At 71.3% G+C, this 23628-nt stretch carries 18 protein-coding genes; 9 read left to right on the top strand and 9 right to left on the bottom strand.

Translation table 11 applies throughout. The annotated features are described in order from the left end of the window. Nucleotides 1-111 precede the first annotated feature (111 nt). From ACZ6RC_RS24030 to eccE, 3 genes are all read right to left on the bottom strand, one after another. On the bottom strand, nucleotides 112-3438 hold the full coding sequence (locus ACZ6RC_RS24030) for an SCO5717 family growth-regulating ATPase (RefSeq protein WP_469586671.1): 3327 nt from the start codon (nucleotides 3436-3438) through the stop codon (nucleotides 112-114). 235 nt (nucleotides 3439-3673) lie between these two features. Next, nucleotides 3674-4387, bottom strand: a complete 714-nt coding sequence (locus ACZ6RC_RS24035; RefSeq protein ID WP_469586674.1) for a hypothetical protein — start codon at nucleotides 4385-4387, stop codon at nucleotides 3674-3676. Beyond that, a complete protein-coding gene (eccE, locus tag ACZ6RC_RS24040) occupies nucleotides 4387-5703 on the bottom strand; it encodes a type VII secretion protein EccE (RefSeq protein WP_391139641.1) in 1317 nt (438 codons plus the stop codon). Before eccE ends, ACZ6RC_RS24035 begins: the two co-directional genes overlap by 1 nt. A 192-nt stretch (nucleotides 5704-5895) precedes the next feature. On the opposite strand from eccE, the gene eccB reads away from it, so the two are divergent. The 7 genes from eccB to ACZ6RC_RS24075 all read left to right on the top strand — a co-directional run bounded on the left by eccB (nucleotide 5896) and on the right by ACZ6RC_RS24075 (nucleotide 12651). Next, nucleotides 5896-7452 (top strand): type VII secretion protein EccB, encoded by a 1557-nt coding sequence (gene eccB / locus ACZ6RC_RS24045; RefSeq protein ID WP_391138656.1) that lies wholly within the window; start codon nucleotides 5896-5898, stop codon nucleotides 7450-7452. Between the two features lie 13 nt (nucleotides 7453-7465). Continuing rightward, entirely contained in the window at nucleotides 7466-8767 is a 1302-nt protein-coding gene (mycP, locus tag ACZ6RC_RS24050) for a type VII secretion-associated serine protease mycosin (protein ID WP_469586676.1), read from the top strand. Between the two features lie 92 nt (nucleotides 8768-8859). Next, a complete protein-coding gene (locus tag ACZ6RC_RS24055) occupies nucleotides 8860-9330 on the top strand; it encodes a hypothetical protein (protein WP_469586680.1) in 471 nt (156 codons plus the stop codon). 18 nt (nucleotides 9331-9348) lie between these two features. Then, nucleotides 9349-10710, top strand: a complete 1362-nt coding sequence (locus ACZ6RC_RS24060; RefSeq protein ID WP_469586682.1) for a WXG100 family type VII secretion target — start codon at nucleotides 9349-9351, stop codon at nucleotides 10708-10710. A 13-nt stretch (nucleotides 10711-10723) separates the two neighbouring features. Continuing rightward, on the top strand, nucleotides 10724-11947 hold the full coding sequence (locus ACZ6RC_RS24065) for a S8 family peptidase (RefSeq protein WP_469586684.1): 1224 nt from the start codon (nucleotides 10724-10726) through the stop codon (nucleotides 11945-11947). A 49-nt stretch (nucleotides 11948-11996) separates the two neighbouring features. Beyond that, the gene (locus ACZ6RC_RS24070; RefSeq protein WP_365721481.1) at nucleotides 11997-12323 is read left to right on the top strand and encodes a WXG100 family type VII secretion target; all 327 of its coding nucleotides are present in this window, start codon (nucleotides 11997-11999) and stop codon (nucleotides 12321-12323) included. 19 nt (nucleotides 12324-12342) lie between these two features. Then, a complete protein-coding gene (locus tag ACZ6RC_RS24075) occupies nucleotides 12343-12651 on the top strand; it encodes a WXG100 family type VII secretion target (protein WP_453620094.1) in 309 nt (102 codons plus the stop codon). 95 nt (nucleotides 12652-12746) lie between these two features. On the opposite strand, the gene ACZ6RC_RS24080 is transcribed toward ACZ6RC_RS24075, so the two are convergent. The 6 genes from ACZ6RC_RS24080 to eccCa form a co-directional block, all read right to left on the bottom strand. Beyond that, nucleotides 12747-12980 (bottom strand): DUF397 domain-containing protein, encoded by a 234-nt coding sequence (locus ACZ6RC_RS24080; RefSeq protein ID WP_453620093.1) that lies wholly within the window; start codon nucleotides 12978-12980, stop codon nucleotides 12747-12749. An 80-nt stretch (nucleotides 12981-13060) separates the two neighbouring features. Next, complete coding sequence (locus ACZ6RC_RS24085; protein WP_469586689.1) at nucleotides 13061-13705, bottom strand: hypothetical protein; 645 nt, start codon at nucleotides 13703-13705, stop codon at nucleotides 13061-13063. 11 nt (nucleotides 13706-13716) lie between these two features. Further along, nucleotides 13717-14232 carry a hypothetical protein gene (locus tag ACZ6RC_RS24090; protein ID WP_469586691.1) on the bottom strand — a complete coding sequence of 172 codons (516 nt, stop codon included), beginning with the start codon at nucleotides 14230-14232 and terminating at the stop codon, nucleotides 13717-13719. A 130-nt stretch (nucleotides 14233-14362) separates the two neighbouring features. Then, a complete protein-coding gene (locus ACZ6RC_RS24095) occupies nucleotides 14363-16534 on the bottom strand; it encodes a hypothetical protein (RefSeq protein WP_469586692.1) in 2172 nt (723 codons plus the stop codon). A gap of 11 nt (nucleotides 16535-16545) precedes the next feature. Then, nucleotides 16546-16980 carry a hypothetical protein gene (locus ACZ6RC_RS24100; protein WP_469586696.1) on the bottom strand — a complete coding sequence of 145 codons (435 nt, stop codon included), beginning with the start codon at nucleotides 16978-16980 and terminating at the stop codon, nucleotides 16546-16548. 292 nt (nucleotides 16981-17272) lie between these two features. Then, nucleotides 17273-21226, bottom strand: a complete 3954-nt coding sequence (eccCa, locus tag ACZ6RC_RS24105) for a type VII secretion protein EccCa (RefSeq protein WP_469586699.1) — start codon at nucleotides 21224-21226, stop codon at nucleotides 17273-17275. Nucleotides 21227-21397: 171 nt separating this feature from the next. Between eccCa and eccD the strand changes: the two genes are divergently transcribed. Both eccD and rpsO read left to right on the top strand, forming a co-directional pair. After that, nucleotides 21398-22876, top strand: a complete 1479-nt coding sequence (gene eccD, locus ACZ6RC_RS24110) for a type VII secretion integral membrane protein EccD (protein ID WP_453620088.1) — start codon at nucleotides 21398-21400, stop codon at nucleotides 22874-22876. Nucleotides 22877-23104: 228 nt separating this feature from the next. After that, entirely contained in the window at nucleotides 23105-23395 is a 291-nt protein-coding gene (gene rpsO, locus ACZ6RC_RS24115) for a 30S ribosomal protein S15 (RefSeq protein ID WP_147979976.1), read from the top strand. The last annotated feature ends 233 nt before the right edge of the window (nucleotides 23396-23628 follow it).

Here is a 23628-nt window from a genome sequence, read left to right on the forward strand (position 1 = left end):
TGGCCGAGCGGCGTCAACGATGACTCAAACCCCTTGTGTACTGCGGGAATGCGAAGAGGCTCCGCACCGGAGAGCCGATGCGGAGCCTCATTGGTCCAAACCTCTGACGCCTTACTGCTGAGGGGCTGGCGGCGCCTGCGGGGGCGCCTGCGGAGGCTGCTGCTGCCACCCGGCCGGCGGGACCTGACCGTCCGGCACCTCGGCCCCCGGCTGCGCCGCCACCGGAGGCTGCTGCTGCCAGCCCTGGGGCACGCCGGGCTGCTGCGCGGGGTGCGGAGCCTGCCCGCCCGGCTGCTGCGGGTAGGGCTGCTGCGGGGCGTACGGCTGCGCCGGCCCCTGCTGGGCGTACGGCAGTCCCGGCTGCCCGTGTGCCCCCGGTTGTCCGTGCCCGTCCGGCTGGGCGCCGTACGGCTGTCCGGGGTGGCCCGGCTGGGCGCCGTACGGCTGTCCCGGCTGCGGAGCCTGGGGCGCGTACGGCTGCCCCGGGACGGGCGCCCCCGGCTGCGGCACCTGCTGCGCATACGGCTGCGGCTGACCCGGCATCGGCGGGGCCATGTGCGGCGGCATGCCGCCCTGGGGGTCACCGGTCCACAGCCCCTGCGCCTGCTGCGCCCGGACGAAGTCCTCGGCGACCATCGCGGACAGGTGGAAGTACGCCTCGCGGGTCTTCGGCCGCATCATGTCGAGGTCGACCTCGGCGCCCGCCGCCAGGTGCTCGTCGAACGGCACCACGACGACACCGCGGCAGCGGGTCTGGAAGTGCTGCACGATGTCGTCGACCTTGATCATCTTGCCGGTCTCGCGGACCCCCGAGATCACCGTGATCGAGCGCTGCACCAGCTCCGCGTACCCGTGGGCGGAGAGCCAGTCGAGCGTGGTCGAGGCGCTGGAGGCGCCGTCGACGGAGGGCGTCGAGATGATGATCAGCTGGTCGGCGAGGTCGAGCACACCGCGCATCGCGCTGTAGAGGAGGCCGGTGCCCGAGTCGGTGAGGATGATCGGGTACTGCTTGCCCAGGACGTCGATCGCCCGGCGGTAGTCCTCGTCGTTGAACGTCGTGGAGACGGCCGGGTCCACGTCGTTGGCGATGATCTCGAGGCCGGAGGGCGCCTGCGAGGTGAAGCGGCGGATGTCCATGTACGAATGCAGGTACGGGATCGCCTGCACGAGGTCACGGATGGTGGCCCCGGTCTCGCGCCGCACCCGGCGGCCGAGCGTGCCGGCGTCCGGGTTGGCGTCGATGGCCAGGATCTTGTCCTGCCGCTCGGTGGCGAGCGTCGCACCCAGCGCGGTGGTCGTCGTGGTCTTGCCGACACCGCCCTTGAGGGAGATGACCGCGATGCGGTAGCAGGACAGGACCGGCGTACGGATCAGGTCGAGCTTGCGCTGCCGCTCGGCCTCCTCCTTCTTGCCGCCGAGCTTGAAGCGGGAGGCGGCACCGGGCGTCCGGCTCGACTTGGCCTTCTGCTTGTTGTTGCGCAGCAGCCGGTCGGAGGAGAGCTCCACGGCGGCGTTGTACCCGAGCGGGGCGCCCGGCACGGAACGCTCGCGCTGGTCGTGCGTGACCGCGGTGGGCCAGGCCGCCCCGGTCCGCGGGTCCACCGGCGGCTGCGGGCCGTGGCCCTGCTGATCCGGCTGCGGCTGACCCGACTGGTGGGGTACGGACGGCTGCTGCGTCGCCTGCTGCGGGGGCGCCTGGTGCGCGGCCGGTTGCTGCGCGGCCGGCGGCATCTGCCCGGGCCCGGGCTGGGCCCCCGGATGCGGGAAGCCGTAGCCGGCGGGGGCCGGAGCGGGGGCCGGAGCGGGGGCCGTGGGGGCGCCGGGCTGCTGCTGGGCCGCGGCGGGGTGCGGGAAACCGTAGCCGGCCGGGGCCGGAGCGGGGGCCGCGGGTGTGCCGGGCTGCTGTCCCGGGCCGGGCGGCGGGAAGCCGTAACCGCCCTGGGGCGCCGGGGCGGTGCCGGCCTGCTGGGCGGTCCCGGGGTGCGGGAAGCCGTAACCGGCGGGAGCCGGAGCCGGGGCCGCGGGTGTGCCGGGCTGCTGTCCCGGGCCGGGCGGCGGGAAGCCGTAACCGCCCGGAGGCACCGACGCGTTGGGGTCCGGCGCCGAGGCCTGCTGGGGCACGGGCGCGGGAGCCGGCGCGGGCAGGGGCTGGGCGCCGGGGTGCGGGAAGCCGTACCCGCCGGGCGCGGCCTGCGGCGGTACGGGCGCCGGGGCACCCGGCGTCGTCGGAGGGGGCCAGGACGCGGCGGCCGGCAGGGGCGCGGCGGGCGGCACGGCACCGCCCTCCGGCGGTGCGGGCCACTGCGGCGCGGCCGTGGGCGCCGCGGGCTGGAACGACGGCGGCAGCGGCGGCAGTCCGGCGCCCGCGCCCTGCGGGGCGGCGCCGGGGCTCCACCGCTCGGGCGCGGCGGCGGGCGCGGCGGGAGCACCGTCCTGCGGGGCCGCGGGCTCGGCCGAAGGGGCGGCGTCGGCGGTGGTGGGGACGGCGTCCTGCGGTGCGGCGGTGGGCGCCTCGGCCGGGGCGGAGTGGTCGGAGCTGCCCGGCTCTTCGGGCGCGGGCCCGGCGGCGGCCGGGGCGGCCTCGTCGTCGGCGGACGCGGCGGTCCGCTCGTCCTCGGCGGCGGCCTCGGGGCCGTCACCCTCGGTGGGCTGCTCCGGCACGCCGGACGCCTCGGCGGGGGCCGTCGTGTCGAGGCCCCCCGCGGCGGCGTCCGTGCCGCTCTCGGAGGCGGCGCCAGGGGTGGCGGCCACCATCGGGGAGTCCACCGGGGAGCCCGCCGGAGCGGGGTTCTCCTCCGTGGGCCGCGCCGAGGCGGCGTCGGAAGCGGTGGACGCCTCGGCCGCGGGCGGCGGGACGGGCGCCCCGCCCTCCGCCGACGGGCCCGGGGAGGTGTTCTCCTCGGCGCGGGCCTTCTCCGCGCGGTCGGCGATCTCCGCCATCTCACGCTTCAGCGAGGCGGGGGAGAAACGCATCGTCGCGCCGCTCTCCAGATCCCCGTTCCCGAACGAGCCGCCGTCCGCCGGAGCCTGAGCCGGGGGCTGAACCTGGGCAGGGGCAGGGGCAGGGGCAGGGGCAGGGGCCTGAGCCGGGGACGGAGTCGACGCCTGGTCCTGATTCTGGTCCTGGTCCTGGTCCTGGCCCTGGGCCGGAACGGGAGCGTGCGGAGCCACCGGAGGCGTGGACGGAGCCGGCGCCGGCGACCACTGCGACTCGTAACCGCTGCCGGAAGGGATCCGCGGCACCGCGACCGGCGCCCCGGTGGGCGGCGGCGGGGCCGCGCCCGCCGCACCTCCGCTGCCCGACGCGTTCTGCGTGTACCACGCCGGAGGGGTGTAGTCGATGGTGAACTCACCCGTCATCTCGGCGGGATCCGCGTCGGACTGATCGTCGACGGGCGGATTCCAGCCCCCGCGGATCTCGTCCCGATCGCCGTTCACTTTGCCTCCTGGTGTGGTCGCGCACCCGTGTGCCGTCGTGGGCGGGCCTTCCCACCCTAATCGCCAACAGAGTCGATGGGGCAGGGCGGAGTCCCGCCCCCGCCCACCCGCAGGTCACGTCCCGCCCCCATGTGACCTCCCCACATCGCGGAGTGAGCCTCGGGATGGCCGAACGGTGAGGAACATGGGCAAGAAGACGGACGTACGTGAAGAAGTCGTGCGGATCCGGCCGGGGTCAGTCCATGCGTCGGGCGCTGCCCAACAATCCGGTCTCGGCGTCCGTCGCCTGCGTCATGACGAACTGCCGGTCGCCCGCCGTGCACCAGAGCGTCACACCGTCGGCGAGCGTCGACAGCGCCTCCGACTCCCCGCGCGGCAGCCCCATGATGCGGCCGATCTGCACGGCCTCGTCCGGGGACACCCGCTGCACACCGACCAGCGAGGACTTCTCCAGCAGACGCGGCGCCACCGGGCTCAGGTACGGCAGCAGCGTCACCACCGACTGCCACGGCCCCGACACCACCCGGCCGCGCGGCGGCCGCATCCCGCAGTCCCGCACCACGACCACCGGGCTGCCGGCCGAGGCGCCCTGCGGCGGGACCCGCCCGACGTCATGCAGCGTGATGCACGGCTGACCGCCGCCCGCGGCCTGCGCCAGCGCCGTCCACGCGGGCGCCCGGCCCGTCTCCACGGCGACCCGCGCCCCCGTCGCCGCGGCGCGCAGCGCCATCACCTGCGCCGTCCACAGGCCGCCGATGAGCGTCACGTCGTACGGAGTGGGGCGGTTGATGCCCAGCACCGCGGGGCGGCCCTCGGCGTCCACGCCGATGACCATGCCGTCGTCACCGACCGGCAGACCCAGGGCGCCCAGCTGTTCCAGCGGCACCGCGTGACGGTCGCGGCGCGGCCCGATGAGACCGAACCCGAACCGAGGCTTCGTCAGGGACATCAGCGCGCACCTCCCAGCGGCAGCGAGGCCAGCATCCCCGGCACCTGTTCGCGGTCCAGCCGCACAAGGCCGGTCCGTACCCCGCGCGCCGCGCGCTCCAGTTCGTGCCGGGCGGCCACCAGCTCCTCGTCGCTGCGCCCGGTGATGCGTACGTGCCCGGCCACCGTCACCTCCTGCCGGTCACCACCGCTCAGCGTGAGACTGAACGTCGTCGCCAGGGCGGGCAGCGAGGTCAGCAGGGCGACCAGCTGCGGCATCGACGCGCCCGCGCCCCCGCCGCCCAGCTGGGGCCAGCGCCCCACCCAGTAGGTCGTGTGCCGCCGGTCGTCCACCCGCCACGTCCGGGCCGTCTCCTGGGTGCGGCGCGCCTGCGCCTGCCCACGGCCGGCCTGCGCGATGGCCATCGGGCTCGCGCATGACGACGTGGCGATCGCCGCCGTCAGCTCCTGCTCGGTGAGGACCGTCGCCTTGAACCCGGCGCCCGCCAGCCGGCTCGCCAGCTGGTCCGCCGCCCGCACCACACACTTCTGCGCGCCCTCCATGCCGCCACCGCGCGCGGCGACCGCCTCCGGGCACAGCTCGGGGTCCAGCTTCAGCGCGATCCAGGTGATACGGAGCGCCGGGGAGCCGGTCTGCGCCTGCAGGGGACCGTAGTTGCGGGCCGCCATCGACTGCGCGGGCAGGTGAGGGGCGGGCGCCGGCTGGGTGTGCTGGACGATCTGCGCCGACTCCAGCCGGATGCCGTCCACCTCCAGCACGTCCCGTATCAGCGCCACCGGCAGCGGCCGCGCCGAGCGGTCCGGACGCAGCGCCGTCGCCTCCGACTCGACCCGCACCAGCACCGTGAGGAAGGTGCCGTCCCCGATCAGGCCCACCGGACGCCGGTCCCGGTCGCTGTACGCGTACGTCCGCAGCGCCGGATCGCACTCCACCAGCGGCGCGAGACCCGGCTCGGTGCCCTCCGGCACGACGAACGAGGCGGCCCGCCGGGCCCGCGCGCGCAGGGCGAGGAAGGTGCCCAGCCACTCCGGCATCGAACGGCGGTGCCGGCGCACCACCGCGAGCAGCACGAGCAGCGCGGCGACCACACCGGCGGGGACCAGGAGCAACGGCTCGACGACCCAGGCCACGAGCAGCAGCGCCGCCGCGACCTCGATCAGGACGAGCTGTTGCAATCGGAACGATCCGAAGTGTCCGGGCCGCGCCTGGAGCCGTGGCGAGACCGAGGCGGCGGCGGGCGTTCCGCTCGCCGCGTGCCCCGGGACGGGGGCGGGGGCCGCGGCCGCCGCGTGCCGCGTCCGCGTCGCGGATGCCATCATGGAGAATCCCCCCAATTCGTCCCGATCACCCTGGCCCGCCAGGGCTTTGGCGGCTGGATCACCCTACCCGCCCCACAAGCGCCACCGGACAGCAGGCATAGTAGGGGGCCGGTCCGACAGCCGGAGCCCGGGTGCCATGCTCCCCGGGCTCTCGTGTGAAGACTGCGTCTGACGAATAAATGGGGACTCATGGCATCACGGCGGGATGAGCTCAACGCGTACACCTTTGCGAAGAAGCGCACGGTGGCCGCATTCCTCCAACCTTCTCCCTCGGGGACGGAGGAGGGAGCGCCGAAGCCGCTGCGCGCGGTCGTCCCCGGCCTCGTCATCGGCGCGCTGGTGCTGGCGGGGTTCGGCGCCTGGGGCATGTTCAGCCCCAAGGCGCCCAAGGGCTGGGACGAACCCGGCACCAAGGTGATCGTCGGCAAGCAGTCGACCACCCGCTATGTCGTGCTCTCCACCGGCAAGGGCAAGAACAGGAAGACGCTGCTGCACCCCGTCCTCAACCTCGCCTCGGCCCGGCTGCTCCTCACCCCGCAGAAGTTCTCCGTCATCCAGGTCGACGACGCGACGCTCGACAAGGGCAACCCGCCGCGCGGACCCATCCTCGGCATCCCCTACGCCCCCGACCGGCTGCCCGCCGCGGGCGAGGCCGGGACCCCCAAGCGCTGGGCCGTCTGCGAACAGCCCGGCGGCGGCGCGGGCTCCAGCGTCCAGAAGGCCACCTTCGTCTTCTCCCAGCGCGACTTCGCCCGCACCGAGGGCGCGGGCCAGAAGCTCGCCGACGGCCAGGTCATGTACGTCAAGGGGCAGAAGGACAGCGCGCGTTACCTCATCGACCACACCGGTACGAAGTACCTGGTGCCGGGGACGCCCGACGAGTCGGCCGGCCTCACCACCGCACTCGTCGGCCTCCACAAGGAACCCCAGTCCGTCACCGACGACTGGCTCGCCACCCTGCACACCGGCAGCCCCCTGGAGTTCCCGCGGATCGCCGGCAAGGTCGGCGACCCGGCGGGCCTCGGCGGCGGGCTGAGCAGGACCGAGGACCGGGTCGGCATGGTCCTGCTGGCGCAGACCGGCTCGGGGCCGCAGCACTACGTCGTCATGCCGGGCAAGGCGCAGCCGGTCTCCGAGTTCGCCGCCTGGCTGCTGATCAACTCCCCGCAGACCGACACCCTCGACATGGACGGCAAGGCCACCGCGGTCGACGCTGCCTCCCTCACCCCGGACGCCACCACCTTCGGCGCCCAGTACCGCTGGCCGTCCCGCAAGTCCACCCAGGTCAACGCCGTCAGCGGCGCGGGCGCCCGCGACACCGTGTGCAGCGTCCTCAACAGCGTGGACGACAAGGGCGCCACCACCCTCACCACCTGGGCGGGCACGAAGTACCCGGCCGAGATCACCGCCGGCGGCACCAGCACGTACGTGACGCCCGGCAGCGGCCTCCTCTACACCCAGGTCCAGGGCAACCAGACCCGGCCCGACGGTTCCCTCTTCCTCGTCACCGACACCGGACTGCGCTACGCGGTCCAGGCCAACGGCGACAGCGACGCCGCCCGCTCCGACATCGGCACCGGCGACCAGCAGAAGCAGACCGACGGCCGCCCGGAACCGAGCGAGGCGCAGACGCGTCTGGGCTACGAGAAGGTCACACCGGTCCTCGTCCCGATCGCGTGGTCCGAGTTCCTGTCCAAGGGGCCGCGACTCGACACCAACAGCGCCCGTCAGCCGCAGGGTTCGTAGGGGAGTGGCAGTGGTGACGTACCGGTACCGGAAGGCGGCCCTCCTCACCGCCACCGCCCTGACGGGCCTGCTGGCCCTGCCCCCCGCGACGGCCCACGCCGCGGACGCCGGTCCTGCCCGCGCGGCCGGGGACGGTTCTCCCCGCCCGGCCGTGGACGGTCCTCGCCTCGACGGCAGCGGCGAGTGCACCTTCCCCATGAAGAAGCAGATCGAGGGCATTCCCTGGTCGCTCCAGCGGGTGCTCCTGGACGAGCTGTGGCAGGACACCAAGGGCAAGGGCATCCGGGTCGCGGTCATCGACACCGGAGTCGACGACGTCAACCCCCAGCTGAAGCCGGCGGTGGACGCCAAGGCGGGCAAGGACTATCTGAAGCCCGACAAGGACAACCCGAGCCCCGGCGACGACAAGCGCGGCAAGACCGACGGCACGGTCGACGAGGTCGGCCACGGCACCAAGGTCGCCGGCATCATCGCCGCCCGCCCCCGCGCCGGGACCGGCTTCGTCGGGCTCGCGCCCGAGGCCACGATCATCCCGATCCGCCAGAACGACGAGAAGAACAGCGGCAAGTCCGACACGATGGCGCAGGCGATCGACCACGCCGTCGCCAAGGGCGCCCACGTGATCAACATCTCGCAGGACACGACCCAGCCGCTGAGCCTCGAGTCGACGATGGCCAAGGCCGTCGCCCGCGCGCTCGCGAAGGACATCGTCGTCGTCGCCTCCGCGGGCAACGACGGTATGGACGGCAAACAGAAGAACACCTACCCCGCGGCCTTCCCCGGGGTGCTCGCCGTCGCCTCCTCCGACCGCAACAACGAACGGGCCGCGTTCTCCCAGTCGGGGGCCTTCGTAGGCGTCGCCGCCCCCGGCGTCGACATGGTCTCCACCGTCCCCGGCGGCGGCCAGTGCGTCGACAACGGCACCAGCTTCTCCGCCCCGTACGTCGCCGGCGTCGCGGCCCTGCTGCGCGCCAAGCACACGGACTGGACCGCGGCCGAGATCGTCGCCCGTATCGAGCAGACGGCGGTACGGTCCATCAACGGCCGTGACAACCACGTGGGTTGGGGAGTCGTCGACCCGGTCCGCGCCCTCGCCGACGGCGCCGTCCGCCAGTCGGCCCCGAAAGCGGACCCCGGCCCTCCGAAGCCCCCGGCCCCCGAACCGGCCCACCTGGCCCTGACGGAGACGCCGCAGGAACGGACGGAACGGCTGGCCACCTACGCCCTGGGCATCGGTGGAGTACTGGTGGCGGTGGTCGCCGGGACCGCGACGGTGATCCGCGACAGCCGACGCCGCCACGGCCCGGCACGGTGAGCCGGGTCCCGACGAACAGCGCTTTGCAGTTGGAACTGTCGTACCAAATGGCTAGAGTGGTTCAAGAGTTCACGTGACGAGGGGGCACTGAGGTGGAAGCGCCGATCGGGGGCGGCAAGCAGGGTCTTGAGGTCGGAGAGGTCACTCTCCAGAGCTTCTACACCCGCATGCAGAAGCTCGTCGAGGAACTGAAGGGCTCGCCCGCCGAGCACAAGAAGATCGGCGAGCAGAAGGTCACGGCGGCGTCGTACGGCACGGGTTTCGCCGCGGCGACGGAACTGCACACGTCGTACGAGAAGGTCCGGACGAGGCTGGAAGAGCTGACGAGGATTTTCGGCGAGACGCTGGAGGCGATGGGCATCGCGGCCAACATCGCCGACAAGGGCTACACCGGGGTGGACGAAGAGGAGCGCGAGCGCTACGCCGCGATCCAGAAGCGCCATCAGGACGAGTACGAGAAGCGGAACGGCACCGACGGCCAGGCCGGCGGCCAGGGCGACGACAAGCCGCAGCAGCCTGCCAAGGACGCGGGCGGCACCGGGGATTCCGGCGGATTCAGCTAACGGGGGAGTTGCAGCAACATGGCAGGAGAGTTCGAGGGGAAGTCCCTGGACGCCCTGTACGCGATGATCGCGTCGGCCAAGCCGGAGGAGATCACCTCCACCGCCCAGGCTCTGTCGGCAGCGGTGCCGAAGATTCTCGACATCGCCGCCGACCTGCGGTCGTACATCAGCCGCGTCCAGTGGGAGGGTGAAGGAGCCACCGCCTTCCGCACCTGGGGCGCGGGGATGGTCTCCGAGACACTGGTGCTCGGCGACTACACCAGCGTCGTGTCCAGCGAGATGCAGCGCGCGGGCCAGGCGCTGTCCGAGGCCAAGTCGGCGGTGCCGAAGCCGGCGGGCATGTGCTTCGCCGACCCGGAGAAGGAGAAGGCCCGTCTCGAGTCGGAGACCGGCCCGAAGCTCCAGGAGGCGATCCAGCAGCTGGAGCGGCTGTCGTCGTACTACGACGCGACGCGGAACCGGATGGCGGCGGAGCGGGAGCCGGATTTCAAGCCCGTCGAGTTCCGGCGAGATGCGGGTGAACGTGCCTACGGTACGGGCGGGAGCGAGAGGAACTATGCCTCCTCTGACGGAACGGGCACGACGCATGGCGACTCCGCGTCGCTCCGCAGCGCCGACAAGCGCTCTCCGGCCCGTACCGAGGACTTCCCCGACCGGGTGATCCTCCCGCCGACGCCGCCCGTGGCGCTGCCGCCGGAGTCACAGGTCGACACGAACCTCGACTCCGTGACGATTACACCGGAGACACCGACCCGTCCGACCGTGCAGCCGCCCAACACGCCGCCGGTGACGACGGGCGGGCCTCCGCCGGTCGCCCTTCCGCCTATGGCGCCGCCGGTCGGCCCTCAGACGACGGGTGGTCCGGTCCTTCGCCCCGCCACCCCGGGGCCGATGGGTTCGACAGGGCCCCTGCGTCCCGGTCTGACCGGCCCGACCGGCCCCTTTGGCACTCCGCCCCGCGCGGTGGAGGGCATCACGGGCGGCCGTCAGGTGCCCGGTCGTCCTGGCCTGGCCACCCCGAGGCTGCCCATGGGCCCCGTCGTGGGCGAGGAGCGCGGCAGTCAGATCCCGCGCGGCGCGGGAGGCATGCACGGCCCCGGTGCCGGCATGCAGGGAGCGCCGGGCGGAGGCACGGGTAACGCCGTCGGCCGCCGTCTGGCCGTTCAGCCAGGCGGAACCGTAGGGGCTCCGGGCGCGTCCGGTGCCAGTGGGCGCTCCGCGTTCACACCGGGAGGCACCGGCCTCGTCCGCCCGCCCGGCTCCACCGAGCCCGGCCAGGAGGAGCGGCGGTCGTCGCGCCGTCGCCCCGACTACTTGACCGAGGACGAGGAGACGTGGGCCCCGGGCCAGCGCCAGATCGTCCCGCCCGTCATCGACTAGGAGTCTTTCGCCGATGTCCCCGCTTGCCCGTCTCATGCGCCGCCGTGCGGTCGGCCTGCTCGGCGCGATGACAGCCGTCGTCGCGACGTGGACCGTCGCGGCGCCGGCCGCGATGGCGGAGGACATGCGGTCGCGCCAGTGGTATCTGGACGCCATGAAGGCGGACGAGTTGTGGAAGGTGGCAGCGGGCAAGGGCGTGACAGTCGCTGTCCTCGACACCGGCGTCGACTCCACGGTGTCGGAGCTTCGAGGCAAGGTGCTGCCAGGCCGGAACTTCTCCGACGCGGGAGGAGGACCGGGCCGCATCGACGGGCGGGACGACGATCGCCACGGCACCAATATGGCCATCGCGATCGCGGGCAGCGGTACCAACGGTGGAGTGAAGGGTATAGCCCCCGGAGCGAAGATCCTTCCGGTCAAGACCGGTGACTACGTCGTCTTCGGGAACAGCATGACGCTGAAGGGGATTCGCTACGCCGTGGACAACGGGGCTCGCGTGATCAACATCTCCTCGGCTGGTCCAGCCGACGACGCCGAGGACCGGGGCTGGCAGCAGGCTGTCGACTATGCCCAGAAGAAGGGCGCGTTGATCTTCGCAGCGTCTGGGAATGAGGGGAAGGAAATCCCGTTGTACCCGGCCGCCATCCCCGGAGTCATCGCAGTCGGCGCGCTCGACACCAAGGGCAAGGTCGCCAAGTTCTCGAACTACGGGTCTCACCTCGCCATTGCTGCTCCAGGCGTCGAGATCCCCGGCCGCTGCACCAACGACAAGACGAAATACTGCGCTTTCGAAGGCACCAGCCAGGCCACCGCCATCGCCTCCGGCACCGCCGCCCTCATCTGGTCCGCCCACCCCGACTGGACCGCCAACCAGGTCCTCCGCGTCATGATGGAGACCGCCGGCCATGTCGGCGCCGTGCCCAGCAAGTACATCGGTTACGGCTCCGTCCGCCCCGCCCAGGTCCTCCTGGAGGGCAAGGGCAACCCCGGTGACCCGAACGTGAACCCGCTGCTCGCCGCGCAGAAGCGTCAGTCACCCACCCCTTCGACTTCCCCCTCTCCTGACAGCACGGGGGCAAGCGGCAACGGGCAGGCTCAGGCTCCGAACAAGCCCGAGTCGGCAGCCCGGCCCGACGAGAGCGGATTTCCGCTCTGGGGCATCGTCGCGAGTGCCGTCGCGGTCGTCGCCGTCATCGGCGTCGTCGTGGCGGCAGGTATACGCAACAGGAGAGCGTAGCTACGAGCAACGCGCGTGAAGAACTTCATCCGACAATGAGGAGCAGCACATGAGCACGCCCGCAGGTGGGTTCGGACTTGCCGACGATCCGGTAACCCAGGCCAAGAACAAGATCATGCAGACGGGTGAAGAGGTCTCCAAGCAGGCCCGCGAGATGGCCAACATCCTCGAGACCGTCAGCGCGGGCTGGACGGGTGCCGGTGCGGCGGGCTTCAAGACGGCCCAGTCGACCCTGAACGAGGACCACGACACCATCCGCCGGCTGCTCAACGTGCTGCTCAACGCGGTGGGCGAGACGAAGAACCTCAGCAACGCCAATGACCACGAGGTGTTCCAGACCCTCAAGGCCAACAATTCCGCGCTGAACAACGTCTGAGTCCGAGGAGAACACCACGATGTCCGGCATCGATCAGAACACCAAGGTCAAGTACGAGAGCGTCCAGGAGATGGCGAACCGTCTCCGGATCGTCTCGAAGAACATCATCAAGGACCTCGAGGAGATGAACTCCGCCCTCCGGGTCGTCACCGACACCTGGGACGGTGACGCGCACCGCGAGTACGTCATCCTCCAGGGCAAGTACAAGAAGCGTGCCGAGGACATGAAGGACCGCCTCGAGCTCGTCGCCAAGCAGATCGAGCAGGGCAAGGACAGCTACCGCGCCACGGACGTCAAGGCGTCGCGGCTGTTCACCGAGTCCTACTGACCTCACCGGTCTCGGCCTCGCCGACGTAGCGGAAGGGGCCCGTTCCTCCGGGAACGGGCCCCTTCCGCATGTCTCCGACCCGACCGGCCGGCCGCCTACTTCAGGTCGAACTCGCCGTCCCTGGCACCCAGGACGAACGCCGTCCATTCGGCCTCGGTGTAGCGCAGCACCGTGTCGGGGTCCAGGGAGGAGCGCATCGCCACCGCCCCGCCCGGCAGGTGGGCGATCTCGACGCGCTCCTCGTCGGGGCTGGTGCCCGGGGCGCCCAGCCACTCCACCCCGCTGATGTCGAGCGCGTACAGCTCGTCCTTCTCCTGCTGAGTGCCCATCAGGCCGTACTCCTTCGTCAGCGTCGTTGCGGGTCAATGATCGTGGCCCGGGCGGGCCGCTGTCAGACGGACGAACAGATTCACTTCGCCTGCGCGGCGAAGGTCCGCGCCAGCTCCAGGACCTGCTCGGGCTTCAGCGAGGTCTTGCCGGACTCGCCGGCGGTCAACGTCATGGCGACGTCGCCCTTGCCGCCTGAGTCGAGCCGGACCATCACCACGTTTCCGCCCTGGCTGGGCACGGCCTCTCCAGTCTCCGCCTGCGTGGCCGCCTCGGCGTAGCGCTTCACCTCGTCCATGCTCATGCCGCCCGCCATCTGGATGGTGGGCAGCATGATGTTGACGCTGTTCCCCGCCTCCGCACCGACGGTGAGGACCTTCAGGTCCTCCTTGCCGACGTGGTACGAGCAGGTGACGAGCGCACCGCCCTTGCCCGCCCACGCCGACTGCGGATCCGTGGTCTTCCCGCCCTCGGCCGTGGCGACGGGCTCGCCCGCCCCCGCCCCGGCCGCACCCGGCTCGATGGCCTCTTCGACCTTCGCCGCGTCGGCGGCCTTGCCGGCGTCGTACGGGAGAGGGCACCTGTCGGACCCGCCCTTCCCGTCCTCCTCCGCGAGCGTGATCAGCCGGTCCACGCTCAGGGAGTCCCCGCCCCCGGCGTTGGTCCCTCCGCAGCCAACCAGGGCGGACAGGACGACGGCGCCAGCCGCGTGGGCCGAGCGTCGCATGACTCGCTTCACTATCGGGTTCCTTCGCTTCGGACGACGGGGTCTTGCTTCAGCGGGTTCCCCTCACAGCCCAGGGCCTCTGCGACCCCTCGTGCGAGGAGAAACGTGAGGGAGAGCTGCTGCTCCTTCGTCCCCTCGCTGACCTTGGTCCCCATCAGTACGGTGTTCGAGAATTCGGTCCGGAGCAGGACCTCGCTGGATGCCTTCGCGTCCGTTCCGGGCAGCACGCACGGGACGCGCAGCACCGAGGTGATGTCGTTCGCCTCGCCCTGCACGCCGCTCACGTCATAACGGCTTACCGGCGTCGGAAGCGGGCGGCTTGTGTCGTTCTTCGGCACCCAGAAGAACTCCAGTCGGGCCGATCTGCTCCCCGTCGCGTCCTTGGGCTTGAAACGGCACGCGTCAGCCGTGGACGTGGCCCTTCCAGGGGTGGACTGGCGCAGGTCATCTCGCAGTCGCTTCGCGAGGTCAGGCGTGTTCGCGAAGATCGTCGTCTCCAGCTGGCCCGTGCCGAGCACCTCGTGCAACAGCTTCGCCTCGGCGGAGCCGGCAGCCGTGTCGCACGGCTGATCGACGGGCGCAGCAGAATCCTCACCGCCCCCGCACGCGGTCGCGGCCAGGGCTGTTACTACGAGTACGGCCGGCCATGCCCGGAACCTACTCACCTTGGCGCAGGTGAGTCGTGGCAGCGTTACGCCCGGCGTCGTAGCCGTCGTTGGCACTGTTCTTGGCCTCCTTCCATACTCCGTCTCCCTGGACTCCACTCTTCTCCCCCCAGGCGTCGAGCAGGCGGTTGGTGCCTTCCATACCCTTCGCGTAATTTTCGCTGGCATCCTTCTTGCCTTGCGACTCGGCCGCTTCGACGACGTCCTTGGTCCAGTCGTACTTGATGGTGTCCACGATGGCACCGGCCGCCGAACCCGCGAACGGGATCTCTCCCACCACACTGTTGACACCGTTCGCCGAGTACTCGGCGGTATCTTCGGCCCACTCGACCTTGTCGTCCATCTTGTCCCGGTACACGTCGGCACCGATAGCGTTGAGAGCGCCCATCGCCGCACCGACGTCCCGGCCGCGATCGTTCCATTCCGCGCTCGAACCGTGGACCTTGTCGCCCTGGAACGAAGGCACCCCGGCGAGTTGACCGGCCGCGTACGAACGCTCCGCCTCGTACAGCAGTGCGTAAGATTCGCTGTCGTCGGCGAGACCGCGCATGACACGGACGAGACTTCCCTGGCCCACGGCAAGGCTCGATGTGTCACCGGGGCCGTGGCGGGTGGTGATGGAGTCGTTGCCGTTGATTCCGCCGTACGAGGATTCCTGGCCGCCCAGGATGACGTGGGTGTCGGCCACGTAGTCCGCGAGCGCCCTCGCCACCGGCTTCTGGATGTTCTTGAGGTCCTCGGAGAGTTCGTCGCCGCCCTTGTCCTTGTCGAGGAGCTGGATGGTCTCGTGCATGACACGAGCCTGTCCTTGGGCGTGCAGGCCGACGTCACCGGGCTTCTCGCCAGGGGCATGGCCGGTCGCCGCGGCCTCGATGGCCGCGCCGAGTCCCTCCGCCTTGGTCGGATTCGGCAGATCCGAGACGTGGCCGGGAGCCGACATCCATGGGTCGACCCACTTGCGGTCCGTGAGCAGGTACTCCAAGTGGTTGTTGGCGTTGCCGGGCGCCTGCGGGTCGAGGAAGTATTCCGCGTCCCCCGGATCCCGGCTCATGATCTTGAGTAGACCGTCCACTGGATCGTGCATCAGGTACGGACGCTGACCGTCGAAGTGGTGCGCCCAGATGTTCTCCTTGTCCTTCTCAACCTTGATCATGTCGTTGCCGATTTCGTTGAGGAACTCTTTGCCGTAGTCCCCCTTCCCCTGCGACATCAGCGTGACCAGGTGCTGGTACCCGTGCGACGGTCTGAGGTTGCCCGTGATGTTGTCGTCGCCGATGGCCTTCAGACCGTCCACGAACGGCTTGTACGCGTAGCTGTTCGGGTCCTTCGTCCCGGAGGCGATCGTGTCCGCCAGGCCCGCGTTGATCGAGTTGTAGAACTTCTTGTCGGCCTCCGAGACACCCCGCTCGTTCGCCGCCAGGTTCATCGCGTCCGCGATCTTCAGCGTGTTCTCGGCCCCCAGGCCGTTCAGGTACGCCTCGCTGAAGTGCTTGTCGTCGGAGTTCGCCTTCAGCAGGTCGCGGTAGTGCTCCAGCTCCTGCCTCGACGCCTTGCCCTCGCGGACCTTCTCCGACAGCGCCAGCGCCTCCACGGCCTCCACGTCGTTGACCGGCTTGGAGTTGAAGCCCAGCGGGGCCGTGCCGTCGGCGCCCGAGGCGTTCAGCAGGGCGACCTTCACGTCCGCGTCGAACTCGTTGACCGCCTTGACCGCGTCGCCGATCTTCTGCGTGTACGACATCTCGACGTCGCGCAGGCCCGGGTCGTGGCGGATCGTGTAGGCCTCCTTGTCGCTGACCTTGCTGAAGTCGAAGCTCGCGCTGCCGGACTCGGAGACCTTCATGCCCGCGGTGACGGCCTCGTTCACCGCCGTCGTCACCCGGCCCTTGAGCTCGGTGAACGTGGAGAAGGCGTCCCGGAGCAGCGACTCCATCGCCAGCGCTTCCTTCTGCGCCGAGTCCAGCTCGCTCCGGGTCATGTTGAAGTTGTTCAAGCCCACGGCCTGGCTGTGGCCCGTCCACAGCGGCCCGCCCGTCGCGATGCTCTGGACTTCCTTCTCGTACAGGTCCTCGACCTTCTTGAACTTCTCCGCCATGCTCTTCCAGCCGTCGGCGGCGGTGTTCAGCTTGCTCAAGGAGGTCTGCATGATCTCCTGGTACGTCGGCACCGCGTATCCCCCTAGATTCCCGAAACCTTGGACTGCGCCGGGGCGAAGCCCGACCCCGTGACGATGTCGTTGTTGCTGAACAGCGTGGACGTGTTCCGCAGCGCGACCTTCTCCCCGTCCAGCCGCGCCATCAGCCGCTTCACCTGGCTGTCCCAGTGCTCGTGGGCCTTCTTCAGGCCCGCCGCCGTGTCCCAGCCCTTGAACTCGGTGACGGCGCCGTTGGTGCCTTCGTCGGCCGAGTCGGCGGCCGACTTCACGTCCGGCTGGATCGTCGTCTCGATGGTGTTCGCGGCCTTCTTCTTCCGCGCGGGCGTGGTCGCCAGGTCAGGATTGCCCGGCCCACCGCCGCCACCGGGGTCGCTGGGGACCTGGTTGAGCTGCATGCTCGAGGACTGGCGTTCCATCGCGGCGCTCTTGTCCTGCGCCCACTCGTCCTTGAAGGACATTCGTTCCCCCTTGCTGGATTACGGCGATGTTTGCAGTTTTGAAGTGCTCACGTCCATCGGCAGAGCCACGTCTCCGTCGGCGCGGGCCACGAGACCGGCGCCCGGCCCACGAGACGGGCGCCCGCCGACGAGACCGGCGCCGACCACGTGACCGGGCGCCCGGCCCACGAGCCCCGCGCCGACCACGAAACCGAAGCCCGTCTACGAGACCGGCGCCCTTCTACGAGACCGGCGCCCCGTCCACGAGACCGGCGCCCGCCTACAAAAGCCCCGCCGACGAGCCCCGGCGCCCTCACAGCCCCGGCAGCCGCCCGGTCTGCACCAGCGACGCCGCGCCCCGGCGGGAGACGAAGTAGCCGCGCCCGGCCGGCAGCGGCCGCGGCCGCGCGTTGCCGAGGAGGTCGCCCTCGTTCGGGTCGCCGGAGAGGACCACGCCCTGGGCGCCCAGCTCCTTGATGCGCTGCATGAAGGCCTCGTACATCGAGCGGGAGGCGCCCGCCGAGTTGCGCGCGATGATGAAGCGGACGCCCGTGTCCCGGGCGAACGGCAGGTACTCCGCCAGCGCCGCCAGCGGATTGCCCGAGCTGGTCGCCACCAGGTCGTAGTCGTCCACGATGATGAAGACCTGCGGCCCCGACCACCAGCTGCGGTCCCGCAGCTGCTGCGGGGTCACGTCCTGCGGCGGCTGGCGGCGCGAGAAGACACCCGCCAGGGCCTCCATGTGCATCTGCATCGAGCTGGCCATCGGCGCGTACTCCAGGAGGTGTTCCTCCGGCAGCGCGCCGAGCAGCGCCCGGCGGTAGTCGCCCACGACGAACTTCGCCTCGTCGGGGGAGTACCGCTCCGCGATCTGCTTCGCGATCAGGCGCAGCAGGTTCGTCTTGCCGGACTCGCTCTCGCCGAAGATCAGGAAGAACGGGTCCGTCTCGAAGTTGACGAACACCGGCTCAAGACGCGTCTCGTCGATGCCGATCGCGATGCCGTGCTGCGGGAACTCGAAGCCCTTCGGCAGCTGGTCCGCGGGCACCTTGTGCGGCAGCAGCCGGACGGCGGGCGCGGCCGGACCGTTCCAGGCGCCGCGCACAGCCTCCACGAAGGCCGCCGTGCCCTCCGAGAGGTCCCCGGCGGATCCCGCCCCGTCGATCCGCGGCAGGCCGCCCATGAAGTGCAGCTTCTCCGGCACCTGCCCGCGGCCGGGCACCCCGGTCGGCACGTTGGCCGCGACCTTCCGGTCGAACTCCGAGTCCATGACGTCGCCCAGGCGCAGCTCCAGACGGCTCAGCATCTGGTCCTTGATCGCGGCGCGGACCTCCATGTACCGGGCGGCCGTGATGACGACGTGGATGCCGTAGCCGAGACCGCGCGCGGCGATGTCGGAGACGACGCCCTCCAGCATGTCGTACTCGTTGCGGAAGCCGCCCCAGCCGTCGATGACCAGGAAGACGTCGCCCCAGGGTTCGCCGGGCAGCTCGCCCGCGGCCCGCTTGCGCCGGTAGGTGGCGATCGAGTCGATGGAGTTCGCGCGGAAGAACTCCTCGCGCCGGTTCAGTACGCCGAGCACCTCCGCGACCGTCCGCCGCACCCGCTCGGGGTCCAGCCGGGACGCCACCCCGCCGACGTGCGGCAGGTCGGCCAGCGACACCATGCCGCCGCCGCCGAAGTCCAGGGCGTAGAACTGCACTTCGCGCGGGGTGTGGGTGAGCGCGAACGACGAGATCAGCGTCCGCATCAGCGTCGACTTGCCGGACTGCGGACCGCCGACGACCATCATGTGGCCGGCCGCGCCGGAGAAGTCCCGGTACAGCACCTCGCGCCGCTGCTCGAAGGGCTTGTCGATCAGGCCCAGCGGCACGGTCAGACCGCCCGGACGCGTGTACTCCGTCGCCGTCAGCCCCCGGTCCGCGGTCTGCGCCAGCCCCGGCAGCAACTGGTCGAGCGACGGTGCCTGGTCCAGCGGCGGCAGCCACACCTGGTGGGCGGGCACGCCCTGCCCCTCCAGCCGGCGCACGATCACGTCGAGGACGGTGTCCGCGAGCGCGTCGTCCTCCTCCTCGCGCCGTGCCGTCAGATACGCAGGGTCGGGCGCCGCGTACACCACCGGCACCGGCGTCGCCGTGAAGAGCGCCGGCCGCCGCTCGATCGGCATCTGACCGGCCGTGAGCCGGGGACCGCCGGTGCGGTACGTGCCGGAGACGTACGCCGCCTTGAAGCGGGTCATCTCGTCCGTGCCGAACTTCAGGTAGCCCGAACCCGGCACCGACGGCAGGTGGTAGGCGTCCGGGACACCGATCGCCGTACGCGACTCGGCCGCCGAGAAGGTCCGCAGACCGATGCGGTACGAGAGGTACGTGTCGAGGCCGCGGAGCTTGCCCTCCTCCAGGCGCTGCGAGGCCAGCAGCAGGTGCACACCCAGCGAACGGCCGATCCGGCCGATCTGGATGAACATGTCGATGAAGTCCGGCTTCGCGGTCAGCAGCTCGGAGAACTCGTCGATCACCAGGACCAGCGAGGCCAGCGGTTCGAGCGGCGCGCCGGCCGCCCGGGCCTTCTCGTAGTCGTGGATGTTGGCGTAGTTGCCCGCCGACCGCAGCAGCTCCTGCCGGCGCTGCAGCTCACCGCGGATCGCGTCGCCCATGCGGTCGACCAGCGTGAGGTCGTCGGCGAGGTTGGTGATGACGGCCGCCACGTGCGGCATCTGCGACATCCCGGCGAAGGTCGCGCCGCCCTTGAAGTCCGCGAGGACGAAGTTCAGCGTCTCCGATGAGTGCGTCACCGCCAGACCGAGGACCAGCGTCCGCAGCAGCTCCGACTTGCCGGAACCGGTCGCGCCCACGCACAGCCCGTGCGGGCCCATGCCCTCCTGCGCGGCCTCCTTGAGGTCGAGCATGACCGGCTCGCCGGCCTCGCCGACACCGATCGGCACCCGCAGCCGCTCGGCCGTCGAACGGGGCCGCCAAGTGCGCGCCACGTCCACCGACGCGGCGTCGCCGAGATTCAGCAGATCCGTGAAGTCCAGGTTGGCGAGCAGCGGTTCGTCGTCGTCCCCGCCGCCCATCCGCAGCGGCGCGAGCTGCCGCGCCAGCGCCTCGGCGGCCGGCAGCGAGATCCCGTCCGGCACGCCCTCGTAGGCGAAACCGCCACCCGACTCCAGGCGCAGCCGCCCTGGCCGTACCACCACGGACAGTCCGCCGCGCGGCTCGTCGAGCTCACCGGAGACCACCTCGACGATGGTCACGCCCTGCACGCCCTCCGGCGCCGCGAACAGCGAGTCCGGCGGCACCATCCCGCCGTCCAGGACGACCACCACGTGCGGCTGGTCGAGCACCGGCTGGCTGTCCCGGCTGAACCGCGGCCGCCCGTCGAGCCGCGCCCGCAGCAACTGCTCCAGCTCGCCGAGGTCGTCGCCGATCAGCCGTCGGCTGCCCGCCCCGTCGACCTGCCCGAGCACCTGCGTGTGCGGCAGCCACTTCGTCCAGTCCCAGCGCTCCTGCGCACCGCGCGCCGCCACCACCGCGAGCATGATGTCGTCGGGGGAGTGCAGCGTCACCAGCTGGGAGACCAGGGCGCGCGCCGCCGCCTGGGCCGCCTCCGGCTCACCGGAGACCGTCACGTGGTAGAAGGCGCGCATCGAGACCGCCATCGGCAGCCCGTCCAACGAACCGTGCACGGCCAGGAACTGCTGCATCGCGCCTGCGCACAGCGGCTCCAGCTCGTCCACCGGAGCCGTGTCGGGCGCGGCCAGCGGCGTCGCCAGCTGCTGCGCGCCGAGACCGAGCCGCACCTGCCCGAAGTCCGTGTCGCCGACCCGGCGTTCCCACACGCGCGAGCCCTCGGCCACCACCGACCACAACTGCTCGGGCGCGGGGTGCAGATACAGCTGCGCGTCCCGCTGTTTGCGCGCCGTACGCCGGACCGTACGCCGCGTCTGCGCGAGGTATTTGAGGTAGTCGCGCCGGACATCGGCAATTTGCCCCTGCGTACCCCGACGGAATCGCACCAGCTGGGCGATGACCATGCCGACCGTCGAGACCAGCATCAGGATGCCCATGATCCGCATGAACGGATGGGCGCCCGGCATGAAGAAGAACACCACCGACGACCCCATGCCGAGCATCGGCAGGAGCTGCATCAGCATGCCCTCCTGCTGACCTCTCGGCAGCTCGGGCGGAGGCTCCAGGACCAGTTCCTCGCTGGGCACTTCCGGAGGAAGGGACCTCGGCGGGCGTTTGACGACGATCTGGCTCACCGGCGCATCAATCCCTCGTTACGGGCCGACTTCGTGCGGGAGTTCCGCACCGGCGCCCCCGTCGGCGACGGCCTCCCCCAGGACGGCGATCCTACGTGCAGCCACTCCCACCCGTCCCCGGTAGGGTGGCCCGCGCATTGTGCGCAACCGCGAATCAGGGGGTCCAGACACGTGAGTACGACCGCAGCGACCGGCTTCTGCCGCGTCACCGTCGTGGCGCCGGACAGCCGCATCGACGTCGCACTCCCCGAGGACATCGCCGTCGCCGACGTCTATCCGGAGATCCTGCGGCTCACCGGCCAGACCCAGGCCGCCGGCGCTCCCACCGGCTACCACCTGGTCCGCCGCGACGGATCGGTCCTCGACGGCGCCCGCACCCTCGCCGGTCAGCAGATCCTCGACGGCGAGGTGCTCTCGCTGCGCCCCTTCGCCCAGTCGCTGCCGCCCGCCGTCTTCGACGACGTCTCCGACGCCGTCGCCTCGGCCGTCACCCGCGACCGGCACCTGTGGAGCGACGACCTGCTGCGCGGCGCCGGACTCGTCGGCGGGGTGCTGCTCCTGGTCCTGATGGGCTTCGTGCTGTGGTTCGCCGACCCGGTCCGCCACGACATGCACAGCCTTCCCGGCATCGTCGCCGGCGCCGCCGGCGTGCTGCTGACCGCCTTCGCCGGAGTGCGCGCCCGGGTCTACGCCGACCGCGCCACCGCCGTCGCCCTCGGCCTCGGCGCCCTGCCGCTGCTGCTGATCGCGGGCTCCGGGATCGTCGGCCCCGATGCGGGCCACGGCCCCGGACGCCTCCAGTTCCTGCTCGGCTGCGTGACCGTCCTGGTCGCCTCCGTCGCCCTGGTCGCGCTCACCCCCAGCGGGGACGCGCCCTTCGTCGCCGCGACCTTCCTCGCCGCCGTCGGCACCCTCGCGACCTTCCTCGCGATCCTCACCGAGGCCTCCGCCACCGAGACCGCTGCGGTCTGCGCGCCGGTCGCCATCGGACTCGTCGCCTTCCTGCCCGGCCTCTCGGCCCGCTTCGCCCGGCTCCCCATCGGCTACGCCGCCCCGCGCAGCGCCGCCGACGACGAGTTCCACGCCGACCCGAACCAGCCCGCCGCCGATGAGGCCCAGCCCGTCGACGGCGAGCGCATCGCGCTCCAGGCCCGCCGCGGCCACGAGATGCTGCTCGGCCTGGTCGGCGGCTGCGCCGCCGTCGTCGTCGGCTCGGCGGCCGTCCTCGGCTTCGCCGGCAACGTCTGGGGCCAGCTCCTCGCCCTGGCCGCCGGCCTCGCGATGCTGCTGCGCGCCCGTCTCTTCCGCTACACCTCGCAGGTCGCCTGCGTCCTGGTCGCCGGCATCGCCGCGATCGCCCTGCTGATCCTCGGCCTCTCCCTGAACCCGCCGGCCGACCTGGTCAAGGACCTCCTCATGTACGGGGACCGCGGCGGCCTGGACATCCGTACGATCTGGCTCACCGCGGCCGTCGCCGCCGGCGCCGCCCTGGTCACCGCCATCGGCCTGATCATCCCCAGGAAGGGCCTCTCGCCCTTCTGGGGCCGGCTGCTCGACCTGGCCGAGAGCTTCGTCCTGCTCTCCCTGGTCCCGCTCTGCCTCGCGGTCCTCGACGTCTTCATGGCGGCCCGCTCCCTCACCAGCAAGTAGGGAGCCCGGCCGGACGCCCCGGGCCCCCCGGCCAGGGGGCCTCCCCCGGGCTGGTACGCTGGGTGACGGCCGTTTGTGTACGCGCTCCCGGAATCGACCCGGATCCCCGGATCAGGACCTCCTCTGGAAGCTGCGCCCATCGGACCTTCGCCTGTCGAGTCACCGAAGCTCCCCTGAGACCAAGACCAGGGGCACTCGTCGGCGCACGAACACCAAGAGGAGTACCGAGTGTCTCTCGACGCCGCTACGAAGAAGCAGATTTTCGCCGAGTTCGGTCAGAAGGAGGGCGACACCGGCTCCCCCGAGGTCCAGGTCGCGATGCTGTCGCGCCGTATCTCCGACCTGACCGAGCACCTCAAGCAGCACAAGCACGACCACCACTCCCGTCGTGGTCTGCTGATCCTGGTCGGCCAGCGTCGCCGCCTGCTGCAGTACCTGGCCAAGAAGGACATCCAGCGCTTCCGCGCCCTGGTCGACCGCCTCGGCATCCGCCGCGGTGCGGCCGGCGGCGCCAAGTAAGACGCCGTGAAGGGAGCGGTTCCCACCTTTAGGGGGCCGCTCCCTTTGCTGTACGTGCGCGATGTGCCGACCGGCACTTAGTCTGGTCACACAACGCCACACACGAGCGAGAAGCCGCCGGCCCGCCGCCGGTCCTCGGTAGTGGCCCCCGGACCCATACCCCCGGGTGCTTCGATCGAAGACCGGCCCGCACCGAAGGCGCGCTTCTCCTCCATGACCGTCCCCGGCCACAC

This window comes from Streptomyces sp. NPDC048353 (genome assembly GCF_055587165.1).

Excerpts from the sequence above, each read along its gene's own strand:
- ACZ6RC_RS24035 (WP_469586674.1), bottom strand. The coding sequence starts at position 4,387 with ATGTCCCTGACGAAGCCTCGGTTCGGGTTCGGTCTCATCGGGCCGCGC.
- eccE (WP_391139641.1), bottom strand. The coding sequence starts at position 5,703 with ATGGCATCCGCGACGCGGACGCGGCACGCGGCGGCCGCGGCCCCCGCC.
- eccB (WP_391138656.1), top strand. The coding sequence starts at position 5,896 with ATGGCATCACGGCGGGATGAGCTCAACGCGTACACCTTTGCGAAGAAG.
- ACZ6RC_RS24060 (WP_469586682.1), top strand. The coding sequence starts at position 9,349 with ATGGCAGGAGAGTTCGAGGGGAAGTCCCTGGACGCCCTGTACGCGATG.
- ACZ6RC_RS24065 (WP_469586684.1), top strand. The coding sequence starts at position 10,724 with ATGTCCCCGCTTGCCCGTCTCATGCGCCGCCGTGCGGTCGGCCTGCTC.
- ACZ6RC_RS24070 (WP_365721481.1), top strand. The coding sequence starts at position 11,997 with ATGAGCACGCCCGCAGGTGGGTTCGGACTTGCCGACGATCCGGTAACC.
- ACZ6RC_RS24075 (WP_453620094.1), top strand. The coding sequence starts at position 12,343 with ATGTCCGGCATCGATCAGAACACCAAGGTCAAGTACGAGAGCGTCCAG.
- ACZ6RC_RS24080 (WP_453620093.1), bottom strand. The coding sequence starts at position 12,980 with ATGGGCACTCAGCAGGAGAAGGACGAGCTGTACGCGCTCGACATCAGC.
- ACZ6RC_RS24085 (WP_469586689.1), bottom strand. The coding sequence starts at position 13,705 with ATGCGACGCTCGGCCCACGCGGCTGGCGCCGTCGTCCTGTCCGCCCTG.
- ACZ6RC_RS24100 (WP_469586696.1), bottom strand. The coding sequence starts at position 16,980 with ATGTCCTTCAAGGACGAGTGGGCGCAGGACAAGAGCGCCGCGATGGAA.